Origin of the sequence: Flagellimonas algicola (genome assembly GCF_005937185.1) — a bacterium.
Taxonomy (GTDB): domain Bacteria; phylum Bacteroidota; class Bacteroidia; order Flavobacteriales; family Flavobacteriaceae; genus Flagellimonas; species Flagellimonas algicola.
Map to the genome: position 1 here is coordinate 1,981,715 of NZ_VCNI01000001.1, position 18,276 is coordinate 1,999,990.

Below are 18,276 nucleotides of genomic sequence, written 5' to 3' on the forward strand. Positions count from 1 at the left end.
GTCATTCCAATTATTCAATTGATGAATTTCTTCTCTTCCGACTTTAAACTGGGCATTTTAGGTGGTGGGCAACTGGGCAAAATGCTGCTTTATGAGACCCGAAAATGGGATATCCAAACCAAGGTAATGGACCCTTCCCCTGAGGCTCCGTGCAAAATAGCTTGCAATGAGTTTGTCCTGGGCGATCTTTTGGATTTTGAAAAGGTCTATAATTTCGGGAAGGATGTTGATCTACTTACCATAGAAATTGAAAACGTAAATGTGGAGGCCTTGGAAAAATTGGAAGAGGAAGGTGTAAAGGTCTACCCACAGACCAAGGCACTCCGAATCATTCAAAACAAGGCCACTCAAAAACTCTTTTATACGGATCACGGAATTCCAACCGCTCCTTTTGTGCGTTTTGCGTATACCTCGGAAATCAAAGACAGTATTGCCAATGGAGGGCTTGCACTGCCCTTTGTTTGGAAAAGCGCCCAGTTTGGTTATGACGGACAAGGAGTGAAAGTGGTAAGGGCCGTTGAGGATCTTGAGGGACTGCCCAATGTAGAGTGCATTGCAGAGGAAATGATAGCGTTCAAGAACGAACTTGCCGTGATAGTGGCTAGAAGCTCATCGGGCGAGTTGGTGAACTATCCTGTAGTGGAAATGGAGTTTCATCCCGAAGCCAATCAAGTGGAATACGTAATTTGCCCAGCCCGAATCGATGAAAATGTTGCCCAAAAAGCAATCGATGTGGCCCTAATAGTCTCAGAAAATATTGGTCATGTGGGACTTTTGGCTGTGGAGCTGTTCCAAACCCAGGATGATAAAATTTTAGTCAATGAAGTTGCCCCTAGACCCCATAACAGTGGCCATTACAGCATAGAAGCCAGCTACACCAACCAGTTTGAACAGCATATCCGGGCCATTTTGGGTCTTCCATTAGGCAAAACGGACAGTAAGGTGGCAGGAATCATGGTGAATCTGGTGGGAGCTGAAGGCCATACCGGGGATGTAATATATGAAAACATGGAATCCATTTTGGACATGCAAGGTGTTACCCCCCATATTTATGGCAAAAAGCAAACACGACCATTTCGAAAAATGGGACATGTGACCATAGTGGACGAGGATATGGCTCGTGCTAGAGAGGTGGCGCAGCAGGTGAAGGAAACCATACAAGTAGTGAGTAAATAAACCAAAACAATCAAATCCCAAATACCATTTTGCTATTGGTTTTGGGCGATACACAACTATAATGATATGAAAAAAGTAGCCGTAATCATGGGAAGCACCAGCGATCTTCCCGTTATGCAAGATGCTGTTGAAATTTTAAAGGGATTTGATATTGAAGTGGATGTGGATATTGTTTCTGCCCACCGAACCCCAGAGAAACTCTTTGATTTTGGCAAAAATGCCCATAAAAATGGCTATGGGGTAATTATTGCCGGCGCTGGCGGTGCAGCCCATTTACCAGGAATGGTGGCTTCGCTATCCCCATTACCAGTTATCGGGGTTCCTGTAAAGAGCAGTAATTCCATAGATGGCTGGGACTCGGTGCTATCCATTCTTCAAATGCCCGGAGGTGTACCCGTTGCCACCGTGGCCCTTAACGGGGCAAAAAATGCTGGTATCCTAGCAGCCCAAATCCTTGGAAGTTCCGACCAATGTATCCTCGACAAGATTGAGGTTTACAAACAGGGGTTGAAAGAAAAGGTAATCAAGGGAGCTGAAGAAATTCGAAAAAACAAAGGATAGAAGGAACAGATGCCGAGTTACAATGAATTGGGTATTTTGTTTGGACTGGCAAGCACGGCAGTGGTGCTATTCGTGCGTAAAAAAATAAAACTACCGCATCACAAAAGCTTGTGGAAAAGTGCCCTACTTCTATTCTCTCTTTATACATTGATGCTCGTTATTACAGAAGTCAGATGGTATTTTATCAAAGAACAGCTACAAAGTTTCGATTTGAACCAAAATGGTTTCATCGATTTAGAGGAATACACAGATGAGGCTATAGAAGCATTAAACAGAAGAACCCGGAACACGGCAAGGAACTATGCATTTTTGATAGCGGCAGTCATCTCCTCAGTGGTCTCATTAACTTTTTATACTACGGATGTAATAAGAACTCATCGAAAAATCAAAAAATCCAAGAATTCAACAATCCATGAATAATCCCCTTTTAGAATCGTTTGACCAAGCTCCCTTTGAGCATATTGAAAATGAACATTTTAAACCCGCTTTTTTACAGGCGATTGAACAGGCCCGAAAAGAAATTGACCAAATTGTAGATAATCCCGAATCCCCGACATTCAAGAACACCTTGGAAGCCTTGGATTTTTCAGGCAAACAATTAGATCGCGTTTCCAGTATATTTTTCAACCTTAATTCTGCCGAAACCAATGAGGAAATCCAGAAAATTGCCCAGGAGATTTCACCCCTACTTTCCGAGTTCAACAACGACATTACCCTAAATGAGAAATTGTTCCAAAGAGTAAAATCCGTATACCAACAACGAGGCGAGCTTAGCTTAACATCGGAACAGCAAACCTTATTGGACAAACGCTATAAAAGTTTTAGTAGAAACGGAGCCAACTTGGATGAAGCTGGCAAAAAAAGATTACGGGAAATTGATGCTGAACTGTCCAAGCTTAAATTGAAGTTTGGTGAAAATGTATTGGCTGAAACCAACAAGTATGAAATGCACCTCACCGAAGAGGCAGATTTGGCAGGTTTACCTGAGGGAGCCAAGGAAGCGGCTGCCCAATTGGCTAAATCCAAGGATAAGGAAGGCTGGCTAATAACTTTGGACTACCCTAGTTACATCCCATTTATGAAATATGCAGATAATAGGGAATTGCGTAAAGAGCTGTCCCAAGCCTTTGGAAGTAAAGGTTTTCACCAGGACGATTTGGACAATCAGGAAAATGTGCTGCAAATCGTATCCCTCCGTCATGAACGGGCCAATCTTTTGGGTTATCCTACCCATGCGGATTTTGTTCTTGAAGAACGCATGGCAGAGACCCCAAAGAAGGTCTTGGATTTTTTAAGCGAACTGCTGGACAAAGCCAAACCGGCTGCCATCCGCGAATTCAATCAGTTAGCATCCTTTGCCAAGGACACCGATGGTATTGAACAATTGGAAAAATGGGACAGTGCTTATTATTCTGAAAAACTGAAACAACAGCTGTTCAATTTGGATGATGAAAAACTCAAACCCTATTTTAAACTGGAAAATGTCATTAATGGGGTATTTAAAGTGGCTGAAAAATTGTTTGGATTGACTTTTAAGGAAGTTTTTGATGTTGAAAAGTACCATGAAGAGGTCAAAACCTACGAGGTCTATGATCGAGATAATCAATTCATCGCTCTTTTTTATACGGATTTTCATCCGAGACAAGGAAAACGTGGGGGTGCTTGGATGACTTCGTACAAATCACAATACACCGTTAACGGGGATAATAGTAGACCTCACATATCCAATGTCTGCAATTTCACCAAACCCACGGAGACCAAACCTTCACTCCTAACTTTCAATGAAGTAACCACCTTGTTCCACGAGTTTGGGCATGGTCTGCACGGCATGTTGGCCAATACCACATATCCAAGCCTGTCCGGGACTTCCGTGTATTGGGATTTTGTGGAATTGCCCAGTCAGATCATGGAAAACTGGTGTTATGAAAAGGAAGCCTTGGAACTCTTTGCCTTCCATTATGAAACTGGCGAACTGATCCCTATGGAATTGGTGGCAAAAATCAAGGAATCTGCCACTTTTCAAGAAGGAATGGCCACATTGCGCCAGTTGAGCTTTGGTTTTTTGGATATGGCATGGCATGCAGCTGATCCAGCGGCAATCAAAAATGTAAAAACCTTTGAAGCCAAGGCGTTTGAAGGCACCAATCTGTTTCCCGACAGTCCGGAAACCTGTATGAGCACGGCCTTTGCCCACATTTTTCAGGGTGGGTATTCCTCCGGATATTATAGCTACAAATGGGCCGAAGTGCTAGATGCGGATGCTTTTGCCTACTTTAAGGAAAAGGGCATTTTTAACACGGCAGTTGCCAATGAGTTCAAAGAACATGTACTGTCCAAAGGAGGTACTGAAAACCCTATGACGCTCTATAAAAGGTTCAGGGGTGCAGAACCTAAGATTGAACCGCTATTGGAGCGAGCTGGGTTAATCAAGAAAGTTGTGTAACATTTCTTAATTTTCAAAAATTATTGAAAGTTTAGAAAATAGTTGTATCTTTATCCCATGGAATACCAGGAAGCAAAACAAAAATTTATTAGCACATGGGGAAGTTTGGGTACTATATGGGGTATCAACAAAGCCATGGCGCAGATTCAAGCTTTGCTTTTTATTTCCACAGAACCGTTGACCACGGAACAAATTATGGAAGAACTCCAAATTTCTCGTGGAAATACCAGCATGAATGTTAGGCAGTTGATTGATTGGGGCATAGTGACCAAGGAGCTAAAGGTTGGTGAGCGCAAGGAGTACTACAACACAGAAAAAGATGTCCAGGAGTTGGCACGGATCATTGCAAAGGAAAGAAGTAGAAGAGAGATTCAACCCGTCATCAAAACATTGCAGGACATCAGTTCAATGAATAATGACGGTTCTGCTGCCACAGCTGAACTCATTAAACAAACACAAGCATTGTTGGAATTAGCGGAGACGGCTGATACTGTCCTGACTAAAGTTGTGAACCACAAACAAAATTGGGTCAGCAATGCCCTGCTTAAAATGATCAAATAATTTTTTTGAATTTATATTTCAATATTTTCTGAAACTTTAAAACAATCTATTATGGTTCCAACTTGGCTCATCATCACCGCAGGTATCGGTCAAATATTCACTGCATGTATTTATCCATACATAAGACACCAAGTATTTGATTGGTATAATGACGTACAAAAACTTAAGCCTTTAAATCAGGAAATAGCCAAAACCTACAGCCGATATATCCAAGGGCTAAACTTCTCCTTTGGATTGATTGCCATCATTTTACCCATGAATCTTCAAAACAAAACCCCATTGGCACTCGCTCTTTCCGGATTGATCGCAGCCTATTGGATTGGAAAAGTAGCCACCCAATTTGCCTATTATCCCATGTATCAAATACCACAGAAAAAGCTGTTTAGAATAGGAAGTTATCTCATGAACGGACTCTTCATGCTTTTTGCCTTGGTCTACACTTGGCTCGTATTCATTAACCTTTTGAACATACAATTATGAAAACAACTACCCTAAAACCCGTCAATATTGTCATTCCGAAATCCAAAAGGAAAAAAACCGACCTAGTAGAATTTTACAATGAAGCAACGGCTGACTACGAGTTCTGGAGCAAGGACTTTAACATGCACTTCGGTTATTGGAAACCCTTTGCAACCAATTTTTTCCGAAGAGATACCATGCTCAATGAGTTAAACAACCAGGTATTAAAAAGGCTGAACCTAAAGAAAGAAAAAGCCCTTTTCGTCGACTTGGGCTGTGGAATGGGAGGCACCATGCGATATGCCCTGCAAAAAAATAACCACCTGACAGCAATGGGAGTCACACTCTCCGAAACCCAGGTAAGCGAAGGCAACAAGTTCCTCAAAAATCACGCAGGTGTAATTCTTAAGGAAAACTACAACCATACTAGTTTTAAGAGTAACTCCGTAGATGGAGCTATCGCAATAGAGAGTTTTTGCCATTCCGGCCACCACTCCAATACTTTTAAAGAGGCCTATCGCATCCTCAAACCTAAAGGAAAACTGGTTATCTCGGATGCATTCTTAAAAAAAAATGTTGCTACTCTTGACGTTAGCAGTCGCTATTGTTATCAGCAACTATGCGATTCATGGAGCCTGGAACGATTGGGTGCTGTTAATGAAGTGGTCAATCAATTGAAAAATGTGGGGTTCAAGGATGTTTTGGTGGAGGATATATCCATGCGTGTTGCTCCTTCGGTATTGCATGTGCCTTTTGCCATTCTAGGTTTTACGCTAAGACAGCTATTCAAATCTGGTACTTTACGTGGGCAAAGCATCAACAATCTCAAAGGGTCACTTTTTTCTTTGCTATCAGGATTGCATTAAAGAAGTTTTGGTTACTTTTTTATTACCTGCACCAAATAAGCAGCTCGCTTTGAGGTGTTCCCAAATCTTAAGATTTAGCCAAAATCTACTTTCTTGAACATTTTGTGATAGTTTTTGGAGTGGTTTGTATTGCAATGAGCATGAAATCATTAACTAAAACCATTACATTTGGTACTTCTTAAAACTATGGTAGCGTACGAACTTCATCCGGAAACCTGGGTAGACCAATATGCCGATTATTTGTTCAATTATGCGGTAGCCCGCGTAAGCGATGCAGAAATCGCCAAGGATTTGGTACAGGAAACTTTTTTCGCAGGACTTAATTCCGCCAAAAACTATAAAGGTGATGCCGCCGAGAGAACATGGTTGATAGCTATTCTCAAACGGAAGGTCATAGACCATTACCGGAAAATAAACTCCAAAAAAGGCAAGGCAGAAGTTCGTGTCAACTACAACGCAAGTTCAGATTCGGAAGGCGATTGGTTGGAAGAACAGGTAGCGGATCCATTCAGCAAAGATGGACATAGTACCATTGAAAATGAAGAGTTGGGAATGGCCATTCAAGAATGCATTTCCAAACTTCCCAAGAAACAATCGTTGGTATTCAATATGAAGACCATTCAAGGAATGAGTACGGAAGATATTTGTAATGAACTTGGAATAAATCCGTCCAACCTGTGGGTTATGATCCATAGAGCAAGAACTGCCCTTATGGGTTGTTTAAATGAAAATTGGTTTTAGTTATGAAGATTTCATGTGAGGAAGCGGCCACTATATGCAATAAATCACAGTACAAAGAGGCAGGATTCTGGCAAGTTATGAAGCTTCGCTTTCATATTTTTACCTGCAAGACCTGTGCAAAATTTACGAAGCAAAACCAAATGCTTACCACACTTTGCGATAAGGCCAATCTTAACTCGCTTTCAGAAAGTGAAAAGGAAACCATGAAAAAAGATTTGAAGAAGCATCTTTAAACCATTCCTTTCAGAACCCAAAGAATAGCAAGCCAAAACATCGGGATTCCTTCTACCCAAAAAGAGGCCAAATATCTTTTTCCAAAATCTAACTTGGAACGGAACAATGCCAATAAAACTGTTCCAATAACAATTCGAGTCAGAACTTCAGTTACCTTAATATCATCCCTCAAAAATGTAAGTAGGAGGAAGCTAATGATGAGTCCGACACCCACCTTTTTCGTTCTTTGAACACCCAAAATTTGGGGTAACGTCCTTAAATCCATAGAGTCCCATTTCAAATCCCTGATTTCAAACGGCAGGATCAAAATTAAAACCAATAAAAAACGTTGGGCAAACAGTACACCTATATCCCATGAGTAAGGAAGCTGGGCATCCAAAATTGGTAGTAATACGGTGAACCCAGCCCATACCAGGGCTACAATAAAAATTTTCATTCCTCCCAAACTCCTCAAATTACCAGATTTGGGCAACAACGGAACGGCATAAAGTGTGGACACCAATCCTAATACACCAATTGTCCACCAGAGTTTTTGGTCTAGTTGAGACATAAAATACATAGCCAACCCAAAGCACAAGAAGCTAAAAATTTGGATGTATCGATGATATAGATTGGAAACAATTAGGTATTTCTCTGCCTCTACCCCATACTTTATAAAATTGTAGCATACAACAGTGCTACATCCAGTAAAACCCAACAGGAAATAATTTAACGGAATGTCTAACAGAACCAAAGTTACACCGGTCAAAGCCATCACCGCCAAACCCACATGCACACTGGCATTCAAGTAAAAATCAAAAATGGATTTTATCAAACGCATTAAACAAAATTCAGCTATTTAAGCCAAGGGTTAATTTGTAGTTAACAACTTTGAATTGACCTAGTGCAAAAATCCCGAATTTGAATGAATTTATGCCTAATTTTGTGCACTTTATAATACTGGACATGAATACAGAAGTGTTTGCCTCAAGGCATATAGGGATCACAGAAAAAGATCTTCAGCGCATGTTTGAAACTGTAGGTGTGGATAGCATGGAACAATTGATTTATGAAACCATTCCGGATGATATCAGATTGAAGGAATCCTTAAATCTACCCAATGGTGTCAGTGAACATGAGTTTTTGACCCATATCCAAGAACTTGCAGATGAAAACAAAGTTTTCAAGAGTTATATAGGCTTGGGGTATCATGAAAGTTTAACCCCTTCGGTAATCAAAAGGAATATTTTGGAAAATCCAGGTTGGTATACAGCCTATACGCCCTATCAGGCCGAGATTGCCCAAGGCAGGTTGGAAGCCCTCCTTAACTTCCAAACCATGGTGAGCGACCTTACCGGGATGGAACTGGCCAACGCCTCTTTGTTGGACGAAAGTACCGCCGCCGCCGAGGCCATGACCATGTTATTGGACTTAAGGTCACGTCAACAGAAAAAAGAGGGCGCGCTTAAGTTTTTTGTCTCTGAGGAAGTGCTGCCTCAGACCTTGAGCCTTCTGCAAACACGTTCCAAACCATTGGGCATTGAACTGATCATAGGAAATCATGAAAAATTCGATTTTTCAAATGAATTCTATGGTGCTTTGCTGCAATATCCGGGGAAACATGGACAAGTCCATGACTATGCCGGTTTTGTTGAAAAAGCAAAGGAAAATGATATCAAAGTAGCCGTATCTGCCGACATTTTAAGTTTAGTATTGCTTACGCCTCCCGGTGAATGGGGGGTAGATGTGGTTGTGGGTACCACGCAGCGCTTTGGTATTCCACTAGGGTACGGAGGCCCCCATGCCGCTTTTTTTGCCACAAAAGAAGCTTACAAGCGTAATATTCCGGGTAGGATCATTGGTATCACCAAGGACACGGATGGAAATCCAGCCTTGCGGATGGCCCTTCAGACCCGTGAACAGCACATAAAAAGAGACAAAGCCACCTCCAACATTTGTACCGCCCAGGTGCTATTGGCTGTTATGGCGGGCATGTATGCGGTGTATCATGGCCCAAATGGATTAAAATACATTGCGGAAAAGGTGCACACCAGTACTAAATTGGTTTCCGATTTCCTTGGCGAGGTCGGTTTTGAACAGCTTAACGAGGTGTACTTTGATACCATAAAAGTCAAAGTCAATAATGCAAAGCAATTAAGAGAGGTTTCTGAATCAGTTGGAATCAATCTGAACTATATTGATGAAAATACAGTATCAGTCTCTTTGAACGAAGCTGTTGAAAAAGAAGATATCAAGCGTTTGATAGGTTGCTTTATGGAAAGCCAAAACCAAAAACCGGATGCCTCTTTTGTGAAATCGGTGACGGACATAATTCCCGAATCCTTACAACGTAAATCCCCATTTTTAGAACACGAAGTGTTCAATTCGTACCACTCGGAAACAGAATTGATGCGCTATATCAAGAAATTGGAGCGAAAGGACTTGGCCCTGAACCATTCCATGATATCCTTAGGGAGCTGTACCATGAAATTGAATGCTGCCAGCGAGATGTTGCCGTTGAGCTGGGCCAATTGGGGGAATATCCACCCTTTTGTACCTCTTGATCAAGCCCAGGGCTATCAAAAAGTACTCAAAGAACTGGAATCCCAATTAAATGTGATTACCGGTTTTGCGGCAACCTCCCTTCAGCCCAATTCGGGAGCACAAGGAGAGTATGCCGGACTTATGACGATCAAAGCCTACCATGAGTCCCGTGGAGAGGGACACCGAAATATTTGTATCATTCCCGCTTCCGCACATGGAACCAATCCAGCTTCGGCAGTTATGGCCGGGATGAAGGTTGTGGTGACCAAAACCGATGAACATGGAAACATAGATGTTTCGGATTTGGAGGAAAAAGCCCAGTTGCATTCAGTAAATCTTGCAGCCCTAATGGTCACTTATCCTTCAACGCATGGTGTATTTGAGTCTTCCATCAAACACATTACCCAAGTGATCCATGATCACGGCGGGCAAGTGTATATGGACGGAGCTAACATGAACGCACAGGTGGGATTGACGAATCCTGCTACCATTGGTGCTGATGTTTGTCACTTGAATCTGCACAAAACGTTTGCTATTCCCCACGGAGGTGGTGGTCCAGGTGTAGGCCCAATTTGTGTTGCTGAACAGTTAAAGCCGTTCCTACCTTCCAATCCTGTTGTGGAAACCGGAGGTGAACAGGCAATCACAGCTATTTCAGCAGCTCCTTGGGGCAGTGCCCTCGCTTGTCTGATTTCCTACGGATATATCAAGATGTTGGGTGCTGAAGGACTTACCGAAGCTACCAAAATGGCCATTTTAAATGCCAATTACATCAAGGACAAACTCAAAGGGAAATTTGATGTACTCTACACTGGTGAGAGAGGTCGCGCTGCACACGAAATGATTATTGACTGTAGGCCTTTTAAAGCCCACGGAATTGAGGTGACGGATATTGCGAAACGCCTAATGGATTATGGATTTCATGCTCCGACCGTTTCATTTCCGGTTGCCGGAACCATCATGATTGAGCCAACTGAAAGTGAGAGTTTGGCCGAATTGGACAGGTTTTGCGAAGCAATGCTCGGTATTAGGGAAGAAATTGATGAGGCCCATGCGGATAATCCCAACAATGTCCTTAAAAATGCACCTCATACCTTGGGAATGGTTACCAGTGATTCCTGGGAATTTCCATACAGTAGACAAAAAGCAGCCTTTCCCCTGCCCTACGTTTCAGAGAACAAATTTTGGCCCAGCATCCGTAGAACGGATGAAGCCTTTGGAGATCGTAATTTGATCTGTACCTGCACACCCATTGAAGCTTACGCGGAAGTGTAGTGTAACACCCGTATTTAGGTATAAAACGCCTTGGTTTCCTACGTAAATCCAGGCGTTTTCCTATTTATATTTAGCCTATACGTCATTTGGGCATCGTATCATTTTCGATTAAATAGCTTAAAAAATCACAACTGAAAATTATCTTCATTAGCAAAACCTCGACATGAATATTGGCATCACCGGCACAGGTAGTTATATCCCTCCCGTCATTACTAAAAATGAAGATTTTCTTGAACATCACTTTTTGGATATCAACGGCTCCCATTTTGAACATGAGAACCAAGTGATTATTGAGAAATTCCAGGCAATTACGGGCATAGCTGAACGTCGGTATGCGCCACCAGAATTAAAAACCTCAGATTTAGGGTATCTGGCATCTGAAAAGGCCATTGAAGAGGCCGGCATTGACCGGGAAGAAATCGATTATATCATTTTTGCCCACAACTTTGGGGATTTAACCCCTGGTAAAATACAGGGTGATACGCTTCCCAGCCTAGCAACACGGGTAAAACACCTGCTCCAAATCAGAAATCCCAAATGTGTTGCTTACGATATGATATTTGGTTGTCCTGGTTGGGTTGAAGGTGTTATTCAGGCTTCTGCCTTTATCAAAAGTGGCCTGGCAAAAAAATGTTTGGTTATTGGTGGTGAAACGCTATCCAGAATTGTGGACGACCATGACCGCGACAGTATGATCTATTCTGATGGTGCGGGAGCTGCAATTTTGGAGGCAAATCCCAGCTCTGGGGAAATTTTAAGCCATGCTTCGGAAACCTATGCCAATGGCGAGGCTTACTATTTGTATTTTGATAAGACGTATAAGGAAGAAGGTTGCCCCGACACTAGATATATCAAAATGCATGGAAGAAAAATTTATGAGTTTGCATGCACTCAAGTGCCTCGGGCCATGAAAGAATGCTTGGACTCCAGTGGGGTTAGCATAGATGACGTAAAGAAAATTTTCATCCACCAAGCCAACGAAAAAATGGATGAGGCCATTATCAAAAGGTTCTATAGACTTTATGGCAGGCAAGTTCCAGAAGATATCATGCCCATGAGCATACACAAATTGGGCAATAGTTCAGTGGCCACCGTACCCACACTTTATAATTTGGTAAAAAATGGCCAACTGGACGACCATGAGGTCAACCCAGGCGATGTAGTTATTTTTGCTAGCGTTGGTGCCGGTATGAACATCAATGCGGTTGTATATCGCGTATAGGGATGCTGAGTTCTGATCATTGATCATTGATTATTGATTATTGATTATTGATTATTGATTATTGATTATTGATTATTGATTATAAGATTTAAAAATTAATCGCCAAACATCCAGCACCCAACTTCCAGCATCAAACATCCAACACCCAGCACCCAGCACCCAATATCCAACATCAAGCATCCAGCATCTTTCAAAAAATCTAGATTTACTTTTCCACTTCTATGTTGAGAATTGGTATTTTGCGGAATGAAATTGAGTGTGATCATTCCCGCCCATAATGAGGCGGACCACCTAACAGCCTGTCTGGATTCATTCGTGGCCCAATCCACACCACCAGACGAGTTGATTGTTGTGGATGACAATTCAACCGACAACACTTTTAAAATTGCCTCGGAATTTGCCCAAAAAAACACCTGGATCAAGGTTCTGCAACGTAAATCCTCTGAAGGGCATATCCCTGGGAAAAAGGTGGTAGACACTTTCAATTTTGGATTGGAACGTACTTCAGAATTCGATTTAGTTGGCAAATTTGATGCAGATATCATTCTCCCTACAAATTATTTTGAAGCTATGCTGAACCACTTCCAAAGCAACTGGAAACTTGGGATGTGCTCTGGACTCTTATATGTTGAAAAAAAAGGGAAATGGGTGTACGAAAGCATTTCCAACAAAGACCATATACGAGGCCCTATCAAACTCTATCACAAAGCTTGTTTCAACAAAATGAATGGCCTCAGGCCAGGGGTTGGCTGGGATACTGTGGATGAACTTTTGGCACAATATCACGGTTTTGAAATTCATACCGATACTAGTTTATTGGTTAAACACCTAAGGCCTACCGGACACGGTTACACCATCAAAAAAAGGCAAAGTAAGGGCGAGGCCCTTTACAAGATGCGGTATGGTATTGTGCTTGTCAAACTGACCGCTCTTAAGATGGCATGGCAAGCCAAAAATCCATTTTTGTACAGCCAAGTAATCATAGGTTATTTAAGAGCTTACTTTCAACAGTCAGAAAGGTATGTTTCCAAATCAGAAGGGGCCTTTATCCGAAAATATAGATGGCAAGGCATCACTTCCAAAATGTCCAACAACTAATTCGTTAACTATGTTAGAAATCCGACTGAACTGCGAAAACTGCGATAAACCGCTACCTAATGATAGCGATGAAGCAATGATCTGTACCTACGAATGTACCTTTTGCAAGGATTGCGTGGACCATGTACTCTTGAATGTATGCCCCAACTGCGGTGGTGGTTTTGAAAAAAGGCCCACAAGGCCCAAGGCTGGTCTGGATAAGTACCCTCCAAGAAAGGACAAGGTGCTAAAACCAGTTCAGCACAATAAATATCTGGCTAAAAACCAAAGCGTAGATCCTAGAAACCGATAGTTTATTCCAGCACCTCCCTAATTGGCTTGCCCGTTGTCCCGTTAGGAAAAGCAATGCCCAGCAAAGCAGCCATAGTAGGGGCTATATCCGGAATTTCCGTTCGGCTTACTGTACTCCCTTTTTTAATTCCCTTTCCAAAAAGCAGCAGAGGCACATGGGTGTCATAAATCATGGGAGAGCCATGGGTGGATCCTGTTTCCCGATACGACGTATGTCCGGGCCTAGGAACCAGGAGTACATCCCCGGATCGTTTTTGGTTGTACCCATTTTGAAGGATATATGGGATTCCCCGGGTATATTCGTTCTGCCACATTTGCGAGGCAGTATACACTTGGTTCACTTGCTCATAACCCAAAAGTTCCATAGCAATTTCCTCTTGGGCATCATCCAAATCAATATCTAAATTATGAATGACCTTGTGGTCCAAGAACACCTGATAGTTGGAAATATTTTTAACCACATCCGTGGTGCCGTATTTGTACTTTTGGAATTCCGTGAATTTGGATTTTAGCGCTTCCATATCCAAGTAGTTGGCAGGTACCTTTTGATCCCGTAAATAGCCTGGAACATTGATAGCGCCATGGTCTGCGGTTAAGAACACCGTGTATTGCCCAACACCCACCTTGGCATCCAAAGTATTGAACAACCTTTCCAAATCTAGATCCAATCTCAAATACGTATCCTGAACTTCCTTGGAGTTCACCCCAAACTTATGGCCCACATAATCCGTACTTGAAAAACTAATGGCCAGAAAATCGGTGATGATATCCGTACCAAGGGATTCATGTTTCAAGGCTTCCAGAGCAAAATCTAGAGTAAGGCTATTGCCGTACGGGGTATATTTTATGATTTCAAAATCCTTCGTCTTGCTCAAAAGGTTGGGTGTGCTATGCGGAAAGGTTGGAGTGGTCTCCTCCTCAAACAAACCTTCGTAGGGATTGTTGTCCGTTCCACTTTCCAAATAAAGGGCTATGTCTTTTACCGTGTTCCAAGCTTTTTTATATTCCTGCACCTTACCTGAGGTATTAAAATCTTTCACCCACTGGGGCAGGTCGTTCATATAGTAAGAACTACTGATCCACTTACCTGTATCCCCACCTTCAAACCAATAGGCGGCATTGGCCATATGTCCTCCTGGTAGAACAGCCCCTCTGTCTTTAAGGGCCACAGCAACTACTTTTCCTCGTTTTTGGGTGTGCAATCGCAACTGATCGGTAATGGTAGTGGTCAGTAATCTGTGGGGAGACATTTTCCCAGCATCCGAAGAGGTGCCCACGGTGGAACGGCTTTCGTCGGAAGCACAATACACCTCTGTATCCTGATACTTATCGTACCAATTGTTCCCTATAATTCCATGGGTTGCTGGTGTGGTTCCAGAATACACCGATGCATGTCCAGGTCCTGTGCTAGTGGGCGCATAATTAAAGTGGTGATTTTTGCAATTGAACCCATCCCGTACCATCCGTTTAAAGCCTCCGTCACCATAGTGGCTCCAAAATCGGGTCAGATAATCATATCGCATTTGATCTACCACTATTCCCACTACCAATTTTGGGTTTTGCGCAATCTCAACGGATGGAATTACCGGCGTGTTTCTATTTTTTCTTTGAGCTAGGACTGAAGTGGTTGCCAGCAGTAGCGCTCCAAGGAACAAAAGCTTAAAATTTCTCATGAATTCAATTTGGTTCAACGGGGACAAAACTATTTAATAATTCCCTCTTTAAAATTTAAATCAAGGTTAAATACACGGCAATATTCTTATTTTTATGCCTGCAAGTCAACTTTTGGCACATGAAATACCTTGAAGCGATTGGAAAGTACTTCATCATGATATATGAGGTATTTAAAAAACCCACCAAGTGGCCAATCATGAGATCATTAATTCTGAAGGAAATCGATGAGTTGATTTTTGGGTCGTTGGGTATTATCATATTTATCTCCTTTTTTATAGGAGGTGTTGTCACCATTCAAACCGCTTTGAACCTAAATAGCCCCCTGATTCCAAAAAGTTTGATCGGGTTTGCAACAAGGCAGTCCGTTATATTGGAATTTGCCCCTACTTTCACTTCCATTATTATGGCTGGAAAGGTGGGTTCCTATATCACTTCCAGTATTGGCACCATGAAAGTCACAGAACAAATTGATGCTTTGGAAGTAATGGGAATTAACTCCGTAAACTATTTGGTGTTCCCAAAAATCATTGCCATGTTGGCTTATCCCTTTGCGGTTGCCATTGCCATGTACGTTGGTATTTTAGGTGGATGGATTGCCGGAGCTTTTGGGGGATATGCCCCAAGCGGGGAATTTGTTAAAGGGCTGCAATTGGATTTCGATTCGTTCCATGTAACTTATTCTTTCATCAAAACCATTGTGTTTTCTTTTATTATTGCAACCATCCCTTCATTTCATGGTCTTTATATGAAAGGTGGGGCCCTTGAAGTTGGAAAGGCCAGTACCACCTCCTTTGTTTGGACCAGTGTCGTAATCATTATATTGAATTATATCCTAACCCAATTGTTGCTCGGCTGATGATAGAAGTGGAAAACATACACAAATCGTTTGGAGACACCCATGTTCTAAAGGGCATCAGTACCGTATTTGAGCAAGGAAAGACCAATTTAGTCATTGGGCAAAGTGGCTCGGGAAAAACGGTATTTTTAAAATGCCTGCTGGGTCTTTTTGAACCTGAACAAGGACAGATTTGTTACAACGGAAGTTATTATTCCGAGCTTTCTATGGACCAAAGGCGTGATTTGCGACAAGAAATGGGTATGGTATTTCAGGGAAGCGCTCTTTTTGATTCCATGACCGTGGAAGGCAATGTGATGTTTCCCTTGGATATGTTTACCAAGCAGTCCAAAGCAGAAATGCAAGATCGGGTGGATTTTGTGCTCGAACGCGTTAACTTAATCGATGCCCATAAAAAATATCCTTCAGAAATCTCCGGGGGAATGCAGAAACGGGTAGCTATTGCACGTGCCATAGTGATGAATCCGAAATATCTGTTCTGCGACGAACCCAATTCCGGATTGGACCCAAAAACAGCTATTCTTATTGACAACCTCATCCAGGAGATTACTCGGGAATACCAAATCACTACAGTAATCAACACTCACGACATGAACTCCGTGATGGAAATCGGGGAAAAAATCATCTTTCTAAAAAACGGCTTTAAGGAATGGGAAGGTACCAACAAGGAAATCTTTAAAACGGATAATGTGGCCGTAACAGATTTTGTGTATTCCTCTGAATTATTCAAAAAAGTGCGGCAGATGTACATTGAGGAACGGAATTAACTTGGATTATTGGATTCCTCGATAGTCGGATTTTTGGAATTTAAGAACTCAAATCTGATGTCTGAAAAAAACTAATCCGCTTCCTTGATCACCAAAGTTGAATCTTGAATTCTGAGTTTTAACCAGTCTGCCAATTTTTTGGAATCCGCTTCTATTTGATTGTTTCGGGTCCCCTCTTTCCATTTCACTTCAAAAACAGGTATGGTATCCAACTTTTTAAAATCCGTTTGGAGTTGGTATGAAAAACCAAGTGCTTCAATGTTGACATAGTTGGCTTTTGCTTCAGCGCTTATTCCTGCAAATGGAATTTGTTTCCCAGCGTTCTTGGTCAATGTGGCCACCTCCTCTTCCAACAATCGAATCTGTTCGTCTTTGTTTAAGAGTTCTGCCTTATTTTTTTCGTATAGTTCACTAACGTAGTTGAATTTTTCCTCAGAATCGTCCTTTCCACCTTGCAAAATCCGGAATTCGGCATCTTTCAGTCTAGAATATTCATTCTTTTGGACACGCCAAGTGTTGATTACATTTTCAGGGATCAATTCATCTCCCATACAGACCAGTTCAATTAAAGATGGATCTTCTCCTTCCTTATATTCCAATTTGGTCAGGTTATCCACATAGCGCCCAGCAGAATTGAATTGATATACCTCTATAGTCTCCTTTAAAAATTCTTGTGCCTGTTTCTTAAAGAGCGATTCTTGAAACACTTGATAAAATGTGAATCCAGCTGGGATCATTACCGCTATCCCTGTCAACGAAGCAGCCCTAGCAATAAGCCTTCTCCGTTGTGAATTCGCGTAACGTACCATAGGAAACCTTAAAAACTTGATGACCAAGAAGGTAGCCAACCCAATAAAAATGGTATTGATAATGAACAAATACATGGCCCCAGCCGCATACCACGGTTTACCAATGGCCAAACCAAAACCTACCGTACAGAGCGGGGGCATAAGGGCAGTGGCAATGGCCACACCAAAAATAACACTGGCTATGGTGCCCTTTTTGGCTCTTGCAATAACCAAGGCCAAACCTCCAAAAAAGGCAATTAATACATCCCTTATATCCGGTTGTGTCCGTGCCAAAAGTTCCGAAGACTCATCGCGAAGCGGGAACAAATAGAAGAACAAAAAAGCAGTGACCACACTCAACACCACCATTACGGTGAAGTTCTTAAGAGATCTTCTCAAGGTGTCAATGTCATTGATCGCCAGTGAAAGCCCCATACCTAAAATAGGACCCATTAGCGGCGATATTAACATCGCTCCAATTACAACAGCAGTAGAGTTGGCATTGAGCCCCACCGAAGCGATAAAAATAGAACAGATCAAAATCCAGGACGTGTGCCCCTTAAAGGGAATATCTGCTATTATGGATTCCTTGGTCTCAGTGGCATCCGTATTGGTTCTTATTTCCAAAAGTTCGGACAGAAACTTGCGGATACTGCCCAAGAGGCCCTTAAAGTCTTTTTTTACCTCATCCCCACTATCAGGCTGCTGGGAATCTCCGTTTGCAAATAAATGTTCACTCAT

18 protein-coding genes are annotated in these 18,276 nt (G+C 42.1%); 15 read left to right on the forward strand and 3 right to left on the reverse strand.

Annotated features, from left to right (window positions below; genetic code table 11):
• Positions 1–21 precede the first annotated feature (21 nt).
• The 9 genes from FGG15_RS08705 to FGG15_RS08745 all read left to right on the forward strand — a co-directional run bounded on the left by FGG15_RS08705 (position 22) and on the right by FGG15_RS08745 (position 7,040).
• Positions 22–1,176 (forward strand): 5-(carboxyamino)imidazole ribonucleotide synthase, encoded by a 1,155-nt coding sequence (locus tag FGG15_RS08705; protein WP_138835244.1) that lies wholly within the window; start codon positions 22–24, stop codon positions 1,174–1,176.
• A 66-nt stretch (positions 1,177–1,242) separates the two neighbouring features.
• Entirely contained in the window at positions 1,243–1,737 is a 495-nt protein-coding gene (gene purE, locus FGG15_RS08710; RefSeq protein WP_138835246.1) for a 5-(carboxyamino)imidazole ribonucleotide mutase, read from the forward strand.
• A gap of 9 nt (positions 1,738–1,746) precedes the next feature.
• Positions 1,747–2,157: an LXG domain-containing protein gene (locus tag FGG15_RS08715; protein WP_138835248.1), complete on the forward strand. Its 411-nt coding sequence runs from the start codon at positions 1,747–1,749 to the stop codon at positions 2,155–2,157.
• Positions 2,150–4,180: a M3 family metallopeptidase gene (locus FGG15_RS08720; RefSeq protein ID WP_138835249.1), complete on the forward strand. Its 2,031-nt coding sequence runs from the start codon at positions 2,150–2,152 to the stop codon at positions 4,178–4,180. The genes FGG15_RS08715 and FGG15_RS08720 overlap by 8 nt, the downstream gene beginning before the upstream one ends.
• A gap of 57 nt (positions 4,181–4,237) precedes the next feature.
• Positions 4,238–4,741: a GbsR/MarR family transcriptional regulator gene (locus FGG15_RS08725; protein WP_138835251.1), complete on the forward strand. Its 504-nt coding sequence runs from the start codon at positions 4,238–4,240 to the stop codon at positions 4,739–4,741.
• 51 nt (positions 4,742–4,792) lie between these two features.
• On the forward strand, positions 4,793–5,221 hold the full coding sequence (locus tag FGG15_RS08730) for a hypothetical protein (RefSeq protein ID WP_138835253.1): 429 nt from the start codon (positions 4,793–4,795) through the stop codon (positions 5,219–5,221).
• Entirely contained in the window at positions 5,218–6,066 is an 849-nt protein-coding gene (locus FGG15_RS08735) for an SAM-dependent methyltransferase (protein WP_138835254.1), read from the forward strand. The genes FGG15_RS08730 and FGG15_RS08735 overlap by 4 nt, the downstream gene beginning before the upstream one ends.
• Positions 6,067–6,252: 186 nt before the next feature.
• Entirely contained in the window at positions 6,253–6,807 is a 555-nt protein-coding gene (locus FGG15_RS08740) for a sigma-70 family RNA polymerase sigma factor (RefSeq protein ID WP_138835256.1), read from the forward strand.
• 2 nt (positions 6,808–6,809) lie between these two features.
• Positions 6,810–7,040 carry a hypothetical protein gene (locus FGG15_RS08745; RefSeq protein WP_138835257.1) on the forward strand — a complete coding sequence of 77 codons (231 nt, stop codon included), beginning with the start codon at positions 6,810–6,812 and terminating at the stop codon, positions 7,038–7,040.
• On the opposite strand, the gene FGG15_RS08750 is transcribed toward FGG15_RS08745, so the two are convergent.
• Complete coding sequence (locus FGG15_RS08750; RefSeq protein ID WP_138835259.1) at positions 7,037–7,861, reverse strand: UbiA prenyltransferase family protein; 825 nt, start codon at positions 7,859–7,861, stop codon at positions 7,037–7,039. The two genes, FGG15_RS08745 and FGG15_RS08750, sit on opposite strands and share 4 nt — an antisense overlap.
• A gap of 125 nt (positions 7,862–7,986) precedes the next feature.
• On the opposite strand from FGG15_RS08750, the gene gcvP reads away from it, so the two are divergent.
• The 4 genes from gcvP to FGG15_RS08770 all read left to right on the forward strand — a co-directional run bounded on the left by gcvP (position 7,987) and on the right by FGG15_RS08770 (position 13,451).
• Positions 7,987–10,839 carry an aminomethyl-transferring glycine dehydrogenase gene (gene gcvP / locus FGG15_RS08755; protein ID WP_138835260.1) on the forward strand — a complete coding sequence of 951 codons (2,853 nt, stop codon included), beginning with the start codon at positions 7,987–7,989 and terminating at the stop codon, positions 10,837–10,839.
• A 163-nt stretch (positions 10,840–11,002) separates the two neighbouring features.
• The gene (locus FGG15_RS08760) at positions 11,003–12,061 is read left to right on the forward strand and encodes a 3-oxoacyl-ACP synthase III family protein (protein WP_138835261.1); all 1,059 of its coding nucleotides are present in this window, start codon (positions 11,003–11,005) and stop codon (positions 12,059–12,061) included.
• Positions 12,062–12,307: 246 nt separating this feature from the next.
• Positions 12,308–13,159, forward strand: coding sequence for a glycosyltransferase family 2 protein (locus FGG15_RS08765; protein WP_138835263.1), 852 nt, complete (start codon positions 12,308–12,310; stop codon positions 13,157–13,159).
• A 10-nt stretch (positions 13,160–13,169) separates the two neighbouring features.
• Positions 13,170–13,451, forward strand: coding sequence for a DUF1272 domain-containing protein (locus tag FGG15_RS08770; protein ID WP_138835265.1), 282 nt, complete (start codon positions 13,170–13,172; stop codon positions 13,449–13,451).
• A 1-nt stretch (position 13,452) separates the two neighbouring features.
• On the opposite strand, the gene pafA is transcribed toward FGG15_RS08770, so the two are convergent.
• Positions 13,453–15,123: an alkaline phosphatase PafA gene (gene pafA, locus FGG15_RS08775; RefSeq protein ID WP_138835266.1), complete on the reverse strand. Its 1,671-nt coding sequence runs from the start codon at positions 15,121–15,123 to the stop codon at positions 13,453–13,455.
• 119 nt (positions 15,124–15,242) lie between these two features.
• Between pafA and FGG15_RS08780 the strand changes: the two genes are divergently transcribed.
• Positions 15,243–15,980, forward strand: coding sequence for an MlaE family ABC transporter permease (locus FGG15_RS08780; RefSeq protein WP_138835268.1), 738 nt, complete (start codon positions 15,243–15,245; stop codon positions 15,978–15,980).
• A complete protein-coding gene (locus FGG15_RS08785; RefSeq protein WP_138835270.1) occupies positions 15,980–16,747 on the forward strand; it encodes an ABC transporter ATP-binding protein in 768 nt (255 codons plus the stop codon). The genes FGG15_RS08780 and FGG15_RS08785 overlap by 1 nt, the downstream gene beginning before the upstream one ends.
• A gap of 71 nt (positions 16,748–16,818) precedes the next feature.
• Here FGG15_RS08785 and FGG15_RS08790 read toward each other — a convergent pair whose 3' ends face one another.
• On the reverse strand, positions 16,819–18,276 hold the full coding sequence (locus tag FGG15_RS08790) for a DUF389 domain-containing protein (RefSeq protein ID WP_138835272.1): 1,458 nt from the start codon (positions 18,274–18,276) through the stop codon (positions 16,819–16,821).